General features: G+C 42.4%; 14 protein-coding genes, 1 pseudogene and 1 other annotated feature (1 of these 16 cut by a window edge). Of the genes and pseudogenes, 3 read left to right on the top strand and 12 right to left on the bottom strand.

From position 1 onward, the window contains the following. Positions 1–39 (bottom strand) — a binding site (T-box leader) (it extends 201 nt beyond the left edge of the window). Between the two features lie 58 nt (positions 40–97). Next, positions 98–268 carry a YrzK family protein gene (locus MHH40_RS17040; RefSeq protein ID WP_003216250.1) on the bottom strand — a complete coding sequence of 57 codons (171 nt, stop codon included), beginning with the start codon at positions 266–268 and terminating at the stop codon, positions 98–100. Between the two features lie 161 nt (positions 269–429). On the opposite strand from MHH40_RS17040, the gene MHH40_RS17035 reads away from it, so the two are divergent. Further along, on the top strand, positions 430–1,986 hold the full coding sequence (locus MHH40_RS17035) for an SH3 domain-containing protein (RefSeq protein WP_428839760.1): 1,557 nt from the start codon (positions 430–432) through the stop codon (positions 1,984–1,986). A gap of 96 nt (positions 1,987–2,082) precedes the next feature. On the opposite strand, the gene dtd is transcribed toward MHH40_RS17035, so the two are convergent. The 8 genes and pseudogenes from dtd to MHH40_RS16995 form a co-directional block, all read right to left on the bottom strand. After that, positions 2,083–2,526, bottom strand: a complete 444-nt coding sequence (dtd, locus tag MHH40_RS17030) for a D-aminoacyl-tRNA deacylase (protein WP_003216527.1) — start codon at positions 2,524–2,526, stop codon at positions 2,083–2,085. An 18-nt stretch (positions 2,527–2,544) separates the two neighbouring features. Continuing rightward, positions 2,545–4,755: a RelA/SpoT family protein gene (locus MHH40_RS17025; RefSeq protein WP_012010732.1), complete on the bottom strand. Its 2,211-nt coding sequence runs from the start codon at positions 4,753–4,755 to the stop codon at positions 2,545–2,547. Between the two features lie 142 nt (positions 4,756–4,897). Next, positions 4,898–5,410 (bottom strand): adenine phosphoribosyltransferase, encoded by a 513-nt coding sequence (locus MHH40_RS17020; RefSeq protein WP_003216770.1) that lies wholly within the window; start codon positions 5,408–5,410, stop codon positions 4,898–4,900. 23 nt (positions 5,411–5,433) lie between these two features. Next, positions 5,434–7,758: a single-stranded-DNA-specific exonuclease RecJ gene (recJ, locus tag MHH40_RS17015; RefSeq protein ID WP_050943667.1), complete on the bottom strand. Its 2,325-nt coding sequence runs from the start codon at positions 7,756–7,758 to the stop codon at positions 5,434–5,436. A gap of 81 nt (positions 7,759–7,839) precedes the next feature. Further along, positions 7,840–8,193 (bottom strand): LapA family protein, encoded by a 354-nt coding sequence (locus tag MHH40_RS17010; RefSeq protein WP_003216178.1) that lies wholly within the window; start codon positions 8,191–8,193, stop codon positions 7,840–7,842. 98 nt (positions 8,194–8,291) lie between these two features. After that, a pseudogene (locus MHH40_RS17005) lies at positions 8,292–8,537 on the bottom strand (cation:proton antiporter regulatory subunit); the annotation flags it as partial. A gap of 179 nt (positions 8,538–8,716) precedes the next feature. Continuing rightward, positions 8,717–10,945 carry a protein translocase subunit SecDF gene (secDF, locus tag MHH40_RS17000; RefSeq protein WP_003216337.1) on the bottom strand — a complete coding sequence of 743 codons (2,229 nt, stop codon included), beginning with the start codon at positions 10,943–10,945 and terminating at the stop codon, positions 8,717–8,719. Positions 10,946–10,986: 41 nt separating this feature from the next. Next, entirely contained in the window at positions 10,987–11,283 is a 297-nt protein-coding gene (locus MHH40_RS16995; RefSeq protein WP_003216788.1) for a post-transcriptional regulator, read from the bottom strand. Between the two features lie 115 nt (positions 11,284–11,398). Here MHH40_RS16995 and spoVB point away from each other — a divergent pair, with 115 nt between their 5' ends. Beyond that, the gene (spoVB, locus tag MHH40_RS16990) at positions 11,399–12,949 is read left to right on the top strand and encodes a stage V sporulation protein B (protein WP_340901345.1); all 1,551 of its coding nucleotides are present in this window, start codon (positions 11,399–11,401) and stop codon (positions 12,947–12,949) included. 1 nt (position 12,950) lies between these two features. Here spoVB and MHH40_RS16985 read toward each other — a convergent pair whose 3' ends face one another. Continuing rightward, positions 12,951–13,613 (bottom strand): DUF421 domain-containing protein, encoded by a 663-nt coding sequence (locus MHH40_RS16985; RefSeq protein WP_003216185.1) that lies wholly within the window; start codon positions 13,611–13,613, stop codon positions 12,951–12,953. A gap of 165 nt (positions 13,614–13,778) precedes the next feature. Between MHH40_RS16985 and MHH40_RS16980 the strand changes: the two genes are divergently transcribed. Further along, a complete protein-coding gene (locus MHH40_RS16980) occupies positions 13,779–14,156 on the top strand; it encodes a TIGR04086 family membrane protein (protein ID WP_003216839.1) in 378 nt (125 codons plus the stop codon). A gap of 51 nt (positions 14,157–14,207) precedes the next feature. Here MHH40_RS16980 and yajC read toward each other — a convergent pair whose 3' ends face one another. Then, positions 14,208–14,474, bottom strand: a complete 267-nt coding sequence (gene yajC, locus MHH40_RS16975) for a preprotein translocase subunit YajC (protein WP_003216659.1) — start codon at positions 14,472–14,474, stop codon at positions 14,208–14,210. 48 nt (positions 14,475–14,522) lie between these two features. Then, the gene (gene tgt, locus MHH40_RS16970; protein WP_050943665.1) at positions 14,523–15,668 is read right to left on the bottom strand and encodes a tRNA guanosine(34) transglycosylase Tgt; all 1,146 of its coding nucleotides are present in this window, start codon (positions 15,666–15,668) and stop codon (positions 14,523–14,525) included. Position 15,669 lies beyond the last annotated feature (1 nt).

Below are 15,669 nucleotides of genomic sequence, written 5' to 3'. Positions count from 1 at the left end.
CACGCAATTTACCCTACTATTCTCTATCATCAGTTCCACATTTTAAATTTTCAAGTGTGTTGATTTATATTATAATAAGGTCGGTGCTGCCACTCTGTCAACCCTTGCCGTGCCTCTTTTTCTTTTCCAGCTCTTCTTTTGACGTACATCCGTATTCAGATGCGGTTTCTTCAAGGAAGCCTGGTTGATCCATTTCGTCGTGCTGCCAGCGATCGATATCACGATGTCCATTATATTGCACTCGTCCTAATTTTCTGCTTAATCTCATGTTTGTACATCCTTTTATCACGTTTTTATTTAGTATAAACAGATTGATTCAATTTTATTAGGGAAACTGCAAGGAATTAGTCCATTACATAACGAATTTACATTCATCGGTTTTACAAGGGAGGGGAAAACACCGTTTTGAATCTAAAAAAACACAATCAAATGATGATGCTTCTTACCTGTTTTGTTCTTATCGCAAGTACTTTGCCTATGGCACATGCTACAGCACAAACAGATCAAGCTGTGGTCGCTACAGATGAAATCAATGTGAGAACGGGTCCTGGTTTAAGCTATGGAATCGCAGCTGTTGTGAAGCGCGGAGAAAGCTATCCCATTCTCACGAAACAAGGAGAATGGGTGCAGATCGGGCTATCGAACGGTCAAAAAGGCTGGGTCGTCTCATGGCTGATTACAACATCATCTGGCAGCCAAAAGTCTGCTAAGCCGAAGACACAAAATCAAAGCTCAGCAGAGAGCAGTTCCATTACATCGACAGCCTCTGATCTTCGCATACGGACGGGCCCAGGGACTTCCTATCAAGTCGTCGGAACTTTCCCGCAAGGCGCTTCGGCTAAAAAGCTGCAGACAAGCGGCGAATGGACAAAAATTTCGTATAAACAAGCAGTAGGCTGGGTTCACTCTGATTATGTGTCAGGCGGCCAAAAAGCTTCTCAATCAAGCGCTGGCGAGTCCTCTCGCTCTAAACAGACAGGCACAGTTGGCGTATCGAGCTTGAATGTAAGGCAATCGGCGGCACCAAATGCACAAGTCGTCGCTTCACTTGCCCGCAACACACAGATCACCATTTTGCGCGAGCAGAACGGCTGGTATGAAATTGAGGCAAAAGGCGTGAAAGGCTGGGCAGCAAGCTATTACATCGTCACAAGCAATGGAGCGAGTTCGGAGGGTGAAAAGAACTCATCTTCATCGGCTTCCCAAAAGAAAGCGTACATTGTTTACGATGGCACCAACATTCGAAAAAGTGCTTCTACCTCTGCTCAGATTGCAGAAAGAGCCACAAAAGGTGCTGCCTATCAAATTGTTCGCACGCAAGGTGACTGGTACGAGGTGACATTATCAAACGGCGGAACTGGTTATGTGGCAAGCTGGGTCGTTCAAACGAATAAAAATAGCAGCGAGGCACCAAGACCACAGCAGGATTCATCGTCAGGAACTGGTTCTTTAAAAGGAAAAACGATTGTTCTTGATCCAGGTCATGGCGGAAAAGACAGCGGTACGATTGGCGCAGATGGTGCGTTTGAGAAGAACATTACCATCAAAACCGCTAATTTACTGGCAGGCAAATTAAGGGCTTCTGGAGCAAATGTTTATTTAACTAGAAGTGAAGATTCTTTTATCAGCCTTCAATCGAGGGTCGCGACATCTCATTACAGAAATGCAGATGCATTTATTAGTCTTCATTATGATAGTTTTATGGACCCAAGTGTCAGAGGAAGTACGGCGTATTATTATCAAGCAGCAAAAGACCAGCAATTAGCGACAAATGTTCATACAGAAGTTGCTAAACGCTCTCAAATCCCTGATAAGGGTGTCAAATTCGGAGATTATTTTGTGTTAAGAGAAAACAAACGTCCTTCTCTTTTATATGAACTCGGCTATTTAAGCAATCCTCAGGAGGAAGCCATCATTTATAGCGCCTCTTACCAAGAACGAGTCACAGAAGGAATGACAGAAGGATTAAAACAATATTTCCGCTAGAAAAAAGAGGCCACTGCGCCTCTTTTTTGTTTGGTCGCAAAAGAAAAAGACTCTAAACAAACTCCTGCATGAGTTTATCTACAGTCTAAAGTGAATCTATTCTTTGCTATCCATCCAGATGGTGACAGGTCCTGAATTGGTCAATGACACATCCATCATCGCGCCAAAACGGCCAGTTTCTACATGAATGCCTTTTTCTCTAAGGGCTTTATTGAAACATTCGTAAAGGGCGTTCGCCGCATCTGGCTTGGCTGCTTTCATAAAATTTGGCCTTCTGCCCTTTCTCGTATCACCATAAAGGGTAAACTGAGACACAGACAGCACGCTTCCTTTTACATCCAATAACGAATGATTCATTTTCCCGTTTTCATCCTCAAAAATACGTAAATGTGCAAGCTTATCAGCTAAATAATGCACATCTTCTTCTGTATCTTCGTGTGTGACACCAACGAGTACCATATATCCTTCATTGATGGCTCCTGTGATCTCTTCTTCTACCTTCACAGATGCACTTGTCACACGCTGCACAACAAGCCTCATAGACGATATACTTCCTTTCTAATTCATGAATCGGCGAACAGAGTAAATGTCTTTGATTTGTTTAATGCGTTCTACCACTTTGTGTAAATGGTTAATATTTTGAATAAAGATCGCCATATGGATCGTCGCCACTTTGTTACGATCAGACTTACCAGAAACCGACGAGATGTTCGTTTTGGTTTCGTTGACTGCTTGAAGCACCTCATTAAGTAAGCCGCGTCTGTCATATCCTAATATTTCAATTTCCACATTGTATTCTTTACGGTTTCGAGCAGGCTGTTCATGCTCCCACTCAACCGGTATTAACCGTTCCTGCGCTTCTCCTGTCTTCACGTTCGGACAGTCATCACGGTGAACAGATACGCCTCGGCCTTTCGTAATAAAACCAACAATGCTATCACCTGGAACAGGATTACAGCACTTAGATAAGCGGACAAGCAGGTTATCTATCCCTTTGACTCTTACACCTGCTTCTCGTTTCTTCCCGTGATACGTCTTTGGCTCTACAGTCACTTCTTGAACTGTTTTTTCTTGTTCTTCTTGATCTCTTTGTTTTCTTTCTTTTTCAGTTAAACGATTGGCGACTTGGAGTGCAGTAATTCCGTTATAACCAACCGCTGCATACATGTCCTCTTCGTTTGAGAAATTAAATTTGTCAGCCACTTTTTGCAGGTTTTCAGCTGTCAGAATGTCTTTGACATCAAACTCAAGGTTTTTGATTTCTTTCTCCACGAGTTCTCGGCCTTTTTCGACATTTTCTTCACGGCGCTGTTTTTTGAAAAACTGTCTGATCTTGTGCTTCGCTTGGGAGGTTTGGGCAAGTTTGACCCAATCCTGACTTGGTCCATAGCTGTGCTTTGATGTCAGAATTTCAATAATGTCACCTGTTTTCAATTTATGATCGAGCGTGACCATCTTTCCGTTGACCTTCGCACCGATCGTTTTGTTCCCAATTTCCGAGTGAATCCGGTAAGAGAAGTCAATCGGCACGGAACCCGATGGCAGTTCAATGACGTCTCCTTTTGGAGTAAAGACAAACACCATATCAGAGAAGAGATCGATCTTTAATGATTCCATAAATTCTTCTGCATCTGTCGATTCATTTTGGAATTCAAGGATTTCTCTAAACCAAGAGAGCTTCTTCTGGAAGACAGCTTCCTCCGTTGATTCTGCTGACTCTTTTCCTTCTTTGTATGCCCAGTGTGCAGCAATTCCGTACTCTGCAATTTCATGCATTTCCACTGTTCGGATTTGAACTTCAAGCGGGTCACCTTTTGGCCCAATCACTGTTGTATGAAGCGATTGGTACATGTTCGGCTTTGGCATTGCAATATAATCCTTAAACCTGCCTGGCATCGGCTTCCAGCATGTATGGATAATCCCGAGCACGGCATAGCAGTCTTTAATGCTGTCAACCAAAATACGAACGGCCAGCAGATCATAAATTTCATTAAACTGCTTATTTTGCAGGACCATTTTGCGATAAATACTATAAATATGCTTTGGTCTTCCGGAAAATTCAGCCTTGATGTTTACCTCTGACACCCGATCTTTTACTTCATTGACAACCTCGTCCAAGTATTCCTCACGTTCCGCTCGTTTACGCTTCATGAGATTCACGATCCGGTAATATTGCTGCGGATTTAAGTAACGGAGCGCTGTATCTTCAAGCTCCCACTTAATCTTTGAAATCCCTAATCTGTGCGCAAGCGGTGCAAAGATTTCAAGGGTTTCATTTGAAATTCTACGCTGCTTTTCCTGAGGAAGGTGTTTGAGCGTTCTCATATTGTGCAGACGGTCTGCCAGTTTAATCAAGATGACGCGTATATCCTGCGCCATTGCCACAAACATTTTTCGATGGTTTTCGGCCTGCTGTTCTTCTTGTGATTTATATTTAATCTTCCCGAGCTTTGTTACACCATCAACAAGCATCGCAACTTCTTCGTTAAAATGCTCTTTTAAATCCTGTAATGTCACATCTGTATCCTCGACAACATCGTGCAGGAAACCTCCTGCAATGGTCGATGGGTCCATTTCAAGGTCAACAAGAATCCCCGCCACTTGAATTGGATGGATAATATAAGGCTCACCAGACTTCCGGTATTGCTCCTTATGTGCATTTTCAGCATATTCATATGCTCGCTCTATAAATTGAATATGTTCAGCGGACAGGTATTCTCTTGCCTTGTCAATGACCTGCTGCGCCGTTAAAACTTGTTCGTTCGCCATGGAATCACCTTTTTAAATGAAAACTGTATTGTAGTTTATTATCAAGAAAAATTCGATAGATGTAAAGAGAAGAAGTCCGCTAAAAGATTTTTGATAGGAAAAAAGCACCCTTCTTACCGAGTGCTTTTTTCGTAAAACTCCATTAGTATTGCATTAACGTCAAGATATCGTAACCGTCAAGCTTCTTTCTGCCGTCCAGATACGTCAGCTCAATCAAGAATGCAATTCCTGCCACAACGCCGCCCAATTCCTCTACAAGCTTGATGGACGCTTCAATTGTTCCACCAGTCGCAAGTAAGTCATCTGTAATCAATACACGTTGACCAGGACGAATCGCATCTTTATGAATCGTTAATACATCTTTCCCATATTCTAAGCCGTATTCGACTTTAACGACTTCACGAGGAAGCTTTCCTTCTTTACGAACCGGTGCAAAACCTACACCAAGTGCGTAAGCTACAGGGCAGCCAATAATGAATCCACGCGCTTCAGGTCCAACAATGAGATCAATGTCTCTTTCCTTCGCGTATTCAACGATTTGATCCGTTGCATAACGGTACACTTCGCCTTTATCCATTAACGTTGTAATATCTTTAAATTGTACACCTTCCTTTGGGTAGTCAGGTACAACTGTCACATATTGTTTTAAATCCATCTTTTCCTTTTCCTCCTCGTACGTCAAAGCACAGGTGAGACTTCGCTCATCATGCTATTCAGCCATTCCTTCAGCTCTTTGGCTGAGGAATATGTTAGTGTTTGATCGAGTTCCATCAATCGTTGTTTTGCTGTATAGGATGCTGATGCCGTTAAATCTTTTTTAGGGGCATCACGTACTATTGACAGCACACCATTCTCTATTTTAACAAAACCGAGTTCAAAAAACACCTTTGTCATAAAAATCATTGTATCTTTTGTCCAGCCTCTATGTTTCGCAAGCTCCATTCCTTGCTCCTTGAGAGGGAAACTTCCTCGCTTTAACAAGAATCCATAAAACCATTTGAATTGATCGCGGCTAGGGAAAGAGGACATGAAATGATCTTCTTTTCTTTGGAAAACCGTATAAACTCTAGCTGGCTTTTGGTTTACTAACAGCTGCCTTAGTAAGTGTTCATCTGCTGGAACATCTGCAAAGACAACATACTTGCCTTCTACATTGAATGTTGAAACATTTTCTGCATGGACATGATGAATCGGGATTTTGACTTCCTGTTTTGTTTCTTCGTCAAAACAGACCACCTCATATTTTTCTGGGTCAAGCGTGGAGATTGTCTTTTCCCAATCTTTTTTGCCGCGCAAATCAAACAGCTGCCACTCATCTACTCGGGCATCTTTTAGCATGAGCTGTGGTTTCTTCCGGTTATTCCATTCATTGATGGACATTTCACCAATGACGGAAATGCGGCTACCTGTGACAACTTCTTCTTTTAATTGACCTTGATGAAAACCGACACAGTCAAGCAGCTGGTCTTCGTCTTTCAGAGACATTTTAATATGATTCTGATTTGCTCCAATTGTTCGGATTTCTTCAAGTCTCACATCTTCAATCATGATGAACGGCTTTGGATTCTGCATGCCAAATGGTGACAGCATCCCCACTTCTTCAATTGCTTCAACCGTCAACTCGTCTACCTTGCATACAGCATCGACCCGCTGAATCGGAATAAAGTCTTCTTCTGTCAACGTTTCATTCGCATATTGATTTAATCTTTCCCTTAGTAAAGGAACATCATCCGCTCGAAGTGTCATACCCGCAGCCATTGGGTGCCCGCCAAAATGCGGCAGAATGTCACGGCATTTGCTTAAATGGAAAAATAGATCGAAGCCAGGAATACTCCGCGCTGATCCTTTTGCCATTTGCGTCTCTTCATCTATTCCAAGCACAATCGCAGGACGAGAAAATTTATCCGTCAATTTAGAGGCAACAATTCCGACAACACCCGGATTCCAGCCAGCTTTCGCTACAACGATTGCAGACTGGTCATCACCTGTCTCTTCCACCATTTGAATGGCTTCTTCTGTGATCGTACTCACAATTTTTTGACGTTCTTTATTCAGTTCTTGTACAAAACGAGCGAGTTCTTCTGCTTCATCCTTATCCTCTGTCATGAGAAGATGAACAGCTGGATCGGCCTGTTCAATTCGTCCTACAGCATTCAGCCTTGGCGCAATTTGAAAGCCGACCGTTTCCTCATTTGCTTCTTCAAGAGTAGCACCTGCTTCTTTCAATAACGCCTTCAGCCCCGGTCTATTCGACTGCCTAAGCTGCATAAGCCCTTTTTTAGCGAGCCATCTATTCTCATCATGAAGCGGCACAAGATCCGCTATTGTCCCAATTGCCGCAAGATCTAACAGCTGAGTTGGCAGCTTTCCAAGAAGTGCATGCGCCACTTTAAATGCTACGCCTACACCGGCAAGTTCTTTAAAGGGATACTCACAGCCTGGCTGCTTAGGATGAACAATCGCAAGTGCCTCAGGCAGTTCCTCACTTGGTTCATGGTGATCTGTAATGATCAGGTCTAACCCTATTTCTTTTGCAATACGTGCTTCATTTACAGCTGCAATGCCTGTATCGACGGTGATGACAAGCGATGCGCCTTGCTCTTTGATATATCGGAAAGCCTGTTCATTAGGCCCATAGCCTTCTTTAAATCGATCTGGAATATAAAAGTCTACTTTCGCAGACAACTCTTTTAATGTATGTAAAAGCACAGACGTACTTGTCACACCATCCGCATCATAGTCTCCGAAGATCACAATCGATTCCTGCTCTTCGATCGCTGTGTTGATGCGCTCTACTGCCTCTTTCATTCCTTTTAATAGAAATGGATCATGAAATTCGGCTTTTTGATCAAATAAAAAAGACCTCGCTTCTTCTACTTCTTCAAGTCCTCTTTTTACAAGAAGCGATGCAGTCAGCGCTGAAATATTCAGATTTTCAGAGAGTGATTTCACTTTTTCTTCGCTTGGATGTTCATATTCCCAGCGCATTTTGGATAATAACATAAATTCACCCCTCAACCACACTATTATACTAGAGTGGCCTGAGGGGTTTCAATTTTTATTTTATGAAATTGTGCTGGAAGATTATTTTTCCTTCCGGTTAAATGATGCTGGCTGTTCTTTTAAAGGCGTCACATTCGGTTTCTTTTGAACGTCTTTGTCGATCTTTTTATTCGAAACAGCAGGTGCAGGTGCGGCTGCACGCTCAGCTTTTAATGCCTTTAGTTCACGTTTTAGTTTCATAATTTGGAAAATCCCTGCAAAAGCCACAATGAGTCCGCCCATGAGCACAGAACCAATAATGACAAGGATCAGCGGCCATTCAGCCGATCCAAATAAGTAGTCAACTTGCACCGGCCGCACATTGATCACGGCAAATACTGAGACAATTAATACGAAAATAAATGCGAGTATGATGGTCCATTGTTGTTTGTTCATCTACATATCCCCCAAGCTTTTTCTTTTATTCTTCCCTTTTCATAGTCCTTTTTAAACACAGAAAGAAAAGCGCGGAAGAAAATCTATCAGTATAGGCATGATACTTCTACAGTTTCAAGCGCTTTCGGCTTATATACCATGCCGCCTAAGATTGCTGCAATTTGTCTTGCTTCTTCATCGTTTAGCAAGATATCAGAAATAGATTCTTCATGATCGTCCTCTTGAAAATGATACATTTCTCTCCTGCCGTCATCGTGTGTAATGATGGCAAGCTTCTCATTATTTCTTGTGATCATTTCGGCTTTGTGACCGATACCTGGCAGTTCAGTTTCCCGAACCTTCATAACAGCCCCACCAAAGCCAAATGCCTCAAACGGACACTTGCTTTCTATACTTGTCTAAACGTATGTCATTATAGCAAAAGACCATTTCAAGATCAATGATACCCGGAATGTTTTTTCGAATCGTCTTATTTTCGGAAAAACTAAAGAAAAAAGACTGCCATTTAGGCAGTCTCACTCAATTAAATATCTTGCTCAGTATCAATCTTCGCCGGTTTTTTCATCTCACGGCCTTTCCACATGAGCCAAATTTGCGCTGCGATATATAGAGATGAGTACACCCCTGTTAACAGACCGACAAGTAAGGCGATGGAGAAGTTCGTAATTGACGCTGATCCAAAGATAAGCAGTGCGATTACAACGACAAGTACGGTTAATACCGTGTTGACAGATCGCGTAAAGGTTTGCTGTAAACTTAAGTTCACAATGTACGATAGATCTTCAATGGTTTTTGGTTTGCGCTTCTTCATTTGTTCACGAACCCTGTCAAAGGTGACGATCGTGTCGTTGATCGAATATCCGATGACTGTGAGGATCGCCGCAATGAAGGTGACATCCACCTCTAAACGCGTAATACTAAAGAAGGCCACGATAAAGAACGCGTCATACAGCAGTGAAATAATCGCTGCAATGGCCATTTTATATTCAAATCGAACGGAGACATATAAAATGATCCCGATTGAAGCAATGATGACAGCATATAATGCATTTCGGGCAAGTTCTTTCCCAACAGTCGGAGACACTGTACTTACGTTCGGCTCCGTTCCGTATTTATCTTTGAAGTAATCTTTCACTTCAGCAATCTTTTCTTTGTTCGGCACACCGACAAATCTCGCTGCTGCCTGATTTTCTTTTTGACCCGATAACACGACACTGTCTGTCTCAAGGTCCAGCTTTTTAAAGTCTTGCTCGACTTGTTCAGTTGACAGCTTGTGATCACTTTGGATATCAATTCTAGTTCCACTAGTAAAGTCAATTCCCGCATTCAGCTTGAAGATGGAAAGAACGATGATTCCCGCAATGGTGATAGTAGCTGAGAAAATCATAAATCCTTTACGTTTGCTGACGAAATCCCACTTATCAAATGGTGTTTTTGGCTCGGTGGTTTCTGTTGTTTCATGAATGTTCATAATGTCTTTTTGACGAACACCAAACCAGCCTTTTCTCCGGTCAAGATAGCGGCTTTCAACAAGAAGACCAAGAAGGAATCTTGATAGGAAGACAGCTGTGATAAAGCTAGTTAAAATCGATAGGATGAGCATCGTTGCAAATCCTTTTACCGAGCTTGTCCCGAAGAAGAACAGCACGCCGCCGGCAATAATACTTGTTAAGTTTGCATCAAAGATGGTTGCAAATGATCGGCGGTTCCCTGATCTGAAAGCAGAACGGACTGATTTGCCGAGCTTGAGCTCTTCTTTGATCCGCTCATAAGTAATAATGTTGGCATCAACAGCCATCCCTACCCCTAGAATCAATGCCGCAATTCCAGGCAGCGTCATGACTGCACCCATCCAATCAAACACTTGAAGCGTAATGTAAATATAAGCTGAAAGTGTGATGACAGCGATAAGACCAGGTAATCGGTAATAAAGCAGCATGAATAAGAAGATAAATGCGATTCCTACAATTCCTGCGAACACTGTTTCGTCCAGTGCTTGTTCACCAAACTGTGCACTCACAGATGTTGAATATTTTTCTGTTAATTTCACTGGCAATGCCCCGGCATTTAAAATACTTGCAAGGTCCTTTGCCTCTTGGACAGTAAATTTCCCTTCAATTTGCACGTCACTGCTGTTGATTTCTTGATTCACATTCGGTGCAGAGACATACTTATGGTTTGATTTTGAGACTTCTTTTTTGAAGGAATCTCCTTTGTGGTAATCAAGCCAAATGACAAGCTGGTTATTCGGCGCCATCGCCGCTACTTTTCTTGTGACGTCACCAAATTTTTTCGCATCCTTTAGTTTAACCGTCACAATTGGCTCATTCGTTTGACTGAATGTTTGTTTTGCACTGTTTTCGACCAGGTCAGCCCCGTTAAGGAGTTCTTTATCATTCGTATCTCTGAAGGATAGCTGTGCTTCAGTGGAAAGAATCTCCCTAGCTCTGTTTTGATCTTTTACTCCCGCAAGCTGCACACGGATACGATTGTTGCCTTCAATCGAGATGTTCGGCTCACTTACACCTAGCACATTGGCTCTTCGGTTTAAAGCCTCCACTGTACTGACGAGGACACTATTTGTGATTTTATCCTCTTTTTTCACTGGATGTACATCATACAGGACCTCAAATCCACCCTGTAAATCCAGCCCTAGCGTCATATCTTTCGCAACAGGCTTTGTTAGTAAGCCTACGCCAGTTCCGATTAACAGAACCACTAAGAAAAACGCAAGAATGCGCCCTTTTTTCATTATGTATTTCCTCCTTAAACACCTGAATCCATTAAGATGGCTTATTTCAACAGTTCATCTAGCATATTCTTGCCATCTTCACTGTCCAAAAAAGCAGACGTTTTAAACGACTGAACGGTTGCATAGTTCATAAATTCGCCAATTTTCACAGATAAAATATCTGCAACCATTTCATGAATCGGATACTCTTGTTTTTTCTTCCACTTCTTATTCTCTAAGTATGACCATAATTCCTCTAAATCTACATCTTTATAGCCCAAAACGATGAATTCTTCAAGCTTACTGAACAGAAAAGGCTTTAAATGGTCTTTGTAAATTGCAGCCGGATGTTGTGTCAATGGGACGCTCCCCCTTTTCAGTTTTTATCGAGAGACTTGTCATGCTTGGACGATATACACGCATATCTTATTGTATATGATTCTATGTCGTTTGAGAAGGCAGGTGATCTTTGATTTGACGAAGCAAACGTTTTTAAAGGGCACGATTATTTTAATTTTAGCAGGTTTTATCACGAGAATATTGGGTTTTGTCAATCGAATTGTCATTGCAAGGTTCATTGGCGAAGAAGGAGTCGGGCTTTATATGATGGCTGCTCCTACCTTTTTTCTCGCTGTGACGCTAACACAATTCGGACTGCCTGTCGCTATCAGCAAGCTTGTCGCAGAAGCAGAAGCCCGGGGTGACAAACAGAAAACAAAACGAATTCTTGTCATGTCTCTTGCGATAACAGGGACTCTCAGCCTGATATTCACGCCGCTCTTTTTATGGTTTGCACCCATCATGGCAGAAAATATGCTGACAGATCCTAGAACGGTCTATCCACTGCTTGCCATTACGCCCGTTGTCCCAGTCATCGCCATTTCCAGTGTGCTAAGAGGATATTTTCAAGGCAGACAGCAAATGAGCCCGCTTGCCATATCTCAAGTACTGGAACAGGTTGCAAGAATTTCTCTAGTGGCAGTATGTACAACGGCTTTCCTTCCTTATGGGATTGAATATGCGGCAGCAGGTGCGATGATTTCATCTGTTATTGGAGAGATGATTTCACTTGCTTATTTACTGATTGCCTTTCGTTATAAAAAGACCATTCGTATTCGAAAACGATTTTTTAAGGCGATTCATGACGGTAAGGACACGTTTAAGCAGCTGATGAGTATTGCCCTGCCAACAACAGGCAGCCGTTTTATCGGGAATATTTCGTGGTTTTTAGAGCCGATAGTTGTCGCGCAGAGTCTTGCCATTGCTGGATATGCGGCTGTTGAGGCGACAAGACAGTACGGGGAATTGACTGGTCTTGCGCTGACTCTTTTGACACTGCCAAGCTTCATTACGTATTCACTCGCCACGGCATTAGTCCCGGCGATCAGTGAAGGAATGGAGCAGAACAAACGCAAAACGGTCGAATACCGGCTGAAGCAGGCGATGCGTCTTTGTCTACTCAGCGGGGGTATTTCCTGTATTATTCTTTTCGTTTACGCAGAAGATTTAACGCTCTTTATGTATGGTACATCGCATGCGGCTATTTATGTGAAATTCATGGCACCATTTTTTCTTCTATATTATTTTCAAGGGCCGCTTCAAGCCGTCTTGCAAGCACTTAATTTGGCTGGTGCGGCGATGACGAATAGTCTGATAGGTGCTGTTGTGAAAACAGGAATGATTTTTGTTCTTGCTTCACAGCCGGGCTTTGGCATTATGGGGGCAGCACTTGCAATATTAATCGGCATCGTCCTTGTCACGCTGCTTCATGCGGCAACTGTCGGTAAAGTACTGCCTATTCATTTACCAATGAAGGAATATGGGATATGCGTTCTTGTGATCATCGGCACTGGAGCCGTGAGCCTTTGGCTGAAATCTCAAGTAAACGGGCTCTTTTCTGCCCCGATTGAGCTTGTGATGCTGATCTTTGTTACGTGCGTAATGTATGTCATTCTATTAATCTGTCTAGGGCTAGTGAAGCGAGAAGAGCTTCGCCGTATCCCGTTTATAGGGAAACTGCTTTAGCTCATTTCTTCTTGATCACTTCATCTTTCAAATCAATATAAAACGTCTTTTGATTAAAGCTGCAGTAGGAAATTTGATCAATTTCATGATAGCCCCTTTTGGCAAGCTCATCTTTCAGCCACTGTTCATTTTGATTAATTTGCTTCAAATGATCGTGCTGTACAACGCCATCAGCAATAAGTGGCAGCTCAAGCGCTCCGTGTGTGTGCTTGTTTTCTTTTTCGACAACCGCAAGCTTTCCGGATGGCTCTAAAATGGCGTAAGACACATCCTGAATGCTATCGATGTTGTTTTCTCTTAATTGAATGAGCAGGTCATCAAAATTGTATCGCTGTTTTCTCATCGCACCCTCGTCAATTTTCCCATTAATGATGAGCAGGACCGGTTTGCCGTCAAGAAAGCGCCGGACACCTTGGAATTTCAATGAGAGATAGGCAAGTGTGATTTGAATGAAGGTTAACAGCAGGATCGGCCATACCGTATGTAACATGTGATCCTCGACTTCTTCTATAGCAAGAACCGCAATTTCTGCGATCATCATAAAAATGACAAGATCTAAAATACTCAATTCGCCAATTTCTCTCTTGCCCATTAACCGAAAAATAAACCAAATAAGAAAATATAAAATGATTGTTCTCATGGAGATAATCAAGATGTCCTGCATGTGATGTAAACCCTCCTTCTCCACCATAGCTTGTGTCAAAACCCTTTATTTATGTAGAAAAGAAAGCCTCTGTTTTTATCGTGAGAAACATGTCTATTTTTTCTTCTATGTGAATACATTTTAGTAAAAGACAAGCTTCGGTCAATTGGAGAGGAGACGAATCACATGCAGGAAACGAAACAAATCGGAAAAGGGATTTTATCCGGCTTAATGGCCATTTTTATCGTCATGATTGTCACAAGCTTACTTGTATCGCTCATGCTTACCTTCACAAGTATGCAGGAATCATCGTTTAAATGGATGATTATGATTTTGTCCTTTGTGGCACTTTTATTAGGGGGGATCATTTCTGGAGGAAAGGCAAAGGAGCGCGGCTGGTTCATTGGTGCGATTACTTCGCTGATCTTTTCCCTCACTGTATTTTTGTTTCAATATTTAGGGTTTGGAGAAACCTTTTCACCAGAGCAGTTCATCTATCATGGGGCATTTCTAGGGATTTGTATGCTCGGCGGAATGATTGGCGTCAATCTTCGAGGCAAATAAAAAAAGAGCGGATCTATATCGCTCTTTTTTTTATGGCTATGTATCGGAGGATTAGCCTTTGTCAGCTAATTCTCTAATAGCACGACGATCGAAAGTTAAACGGTTGTTTTCGCTTGTTTTGATGACCACTTTTGATTCATCAATGTAGTCGATTTCACCGTGTAAACCACCGATTGTGACGATTTTATCGCCTTTTGATAAAGATTGCTGCATCTGACGCACAGCTTTTTGTTGCTTTTGCTGTGGACGGATTAATAAGAAGTAAAGCACAGCAAACATGACAACAATCATAATGATTGAACCCATACCACCATCCATTCTATTTCACCCCTTTCTAAAGCATTGTAAAGCCTTTTCGTTTATGCGTTAAAAGTTTTTCGCATTCGGTTCGTTAAAGCCGTAACGCTCAAAAAACTCTTCTTTAAAATCACCTAAACGATCCTCACGGATAGCTTCTCTCACTTGCTCCATTAATTTTAACAGAAAATGAAGATTATGATAAGTTGTTAATCGAATTCCGAACGTTTCATTTGTTTTGATCAAATGTCTAATATAAGCGCGTGTGTAGTTTTTACATGTGTAGCAGTCACAATTTTCATCGATTGGTCTGAAATCACGCTCATATTTTGCATTTTTCACAACTAGACGTCCTTCGCTTGTCATGAGCGTACCGTTTCTAGCAATTCGTGTTGGCAGCACGCAGTCAAACATATCTACACCGCGAATGGCGCCGTCAATTAAGGAATCTGGTGAGCCGACACCCATTAAGTACCTTGGCTTGTCTGCTGGTAACAATGGCGTTGTGAACTCGAGTACACGGTTCATCACATCTTTTGGTTCCCCAACAGATAAGCCTCCGATGGCGTAACCTGGGAAATCAAGTGACACGAGATCTTTTGCACTTTGTTTACGAAGCTCTTCGTATTCTCCGCCTTGGATGATTCCAAACAGCCCTTGATCCTCTGGACGCTGATGTGCTCCTAGACAGCGTTCTGCCCATCTGCTTGTCCGCTCTACAGAACGTTTCATGTAATCGTATTCTGCTGGATATGGCGGGCATTCATCAAATGCCATCATAATATCAGAGCCAAGCGCATTTTGAATGTCCATGGCCTTCTCAGGAGAAAGGAACAACTTATCTCCATTTAAGTGATTACGGAAGTGGACGCCTTCTTCTTCAATTTTTCTAAATTCACTCAAAGAGAAGACTTGGAATCCGCCTGAGTCGGTCAAAATCGCTCGATCCCAGTTCATAAATTTATGCAGGCCGCCTGCTTCTTTCACAATGTCATGACCCGGACGGAGCCATAGGTGGTACGTATTGCTTAAGATGATGCCTGCTTCCATTGCCTTTAGTTCTTCAGGCGCCATCGTTTTGACTGTAGCCAGTGTACCTACCGGCATAAATACAGGTGTGTCAAAGGAGCCGTGCGGTGTATGAACGCGCCCTAGTCGTGCACCTGTTTGTTTGCATGATTTAATGAACTCATAACGTATCGGTAATTGCGACAAA

Origin of the sequence: Bacillus sp. FSL K6-2431, from assembly GCF_038005165.1 — a bacterium.
Classification (GTDB): domain Bacteria; phylum Bacillota; class Bacilli; order Bacillales; family Bacillaceae; genus Bacillus; species Bacillus pumilus.
This window is presented reverse-complemented; position numbering and strand designations above follow the sequence as displayed.

Coding starts and splice junctions, on each gene's coding strand:
- dtd (WP_003216527.1), bottom strand. CDS start 2,526: ATGAGGCTTGTTGTGCAGCGTGTGACAAGTGCATCTGTGAAGGTAGAA.
- MHH40_RS17020 (WP_003216770.1), bottom strand. CDS start 5,410: ATGGATTTAAAACAATATGTGACAGTTGTACCTGACTACCCAAAGGAA.
- MHH40_RS17035 (WP_428839760.1), top strand. CDS start 430: ATGATGATGCTTCTTACCTGTTTTGTTCTTATCGCAAGTACTTTGCCT.
- yajC (WP_003216659.1), bottom strand. CDS start 14,474: ATGGATGGTGGTATGGGTTCAATCATTATGATTGTTGTCATGTTTGCT.
- MHH40_RS16985 (WP_003216185.1), bottom strand. CDS start 13,613: ATGCAGGACATCTTGATTATCTCCATGAGAACAATCATTTTATATTTT.
- MHH40_RS17040 (WP_003216250.1), bottom strand. CDS start 268: ATGAGATTAAGCAGAAAATTAGGACGAGTGCAATATAATGGACATCGT.
- recJ (WP_050943667.1), bottom strand. CDS start 7,758: ATGTTATTATCCAAAATGCGCTGGGAATATGAACATCCAAGCGAAGAA.
- MHH40_RS17025 (WP_012010732.1), bottom strand. CDS start 4,755: ATGGCGAACGAACAAGTTTTAACGGCGCAGCAGGTCATTGACAAGGCA.
- MHH40_RS17010 (WP_003216178.1), bottom strand. CDS start 8,193: ATGAACAAACAACAATGGACCATCATACTCGCATTTATTTTCGTATTA.
- MHH40_RS16980 (WP_003216839.1), top strand. CDS start 13,779: ATGCAGGAAACGAAACAAATCGGAAAAGGGATTTTATCCGGCTTAATG.
- secDF (WP_003216337.1), bottom strand. CDS start 10,945: ATGAAAAAAGGGCGCATTCTTGCGTTTTTCTTAGTGGTTCTGTTAATC.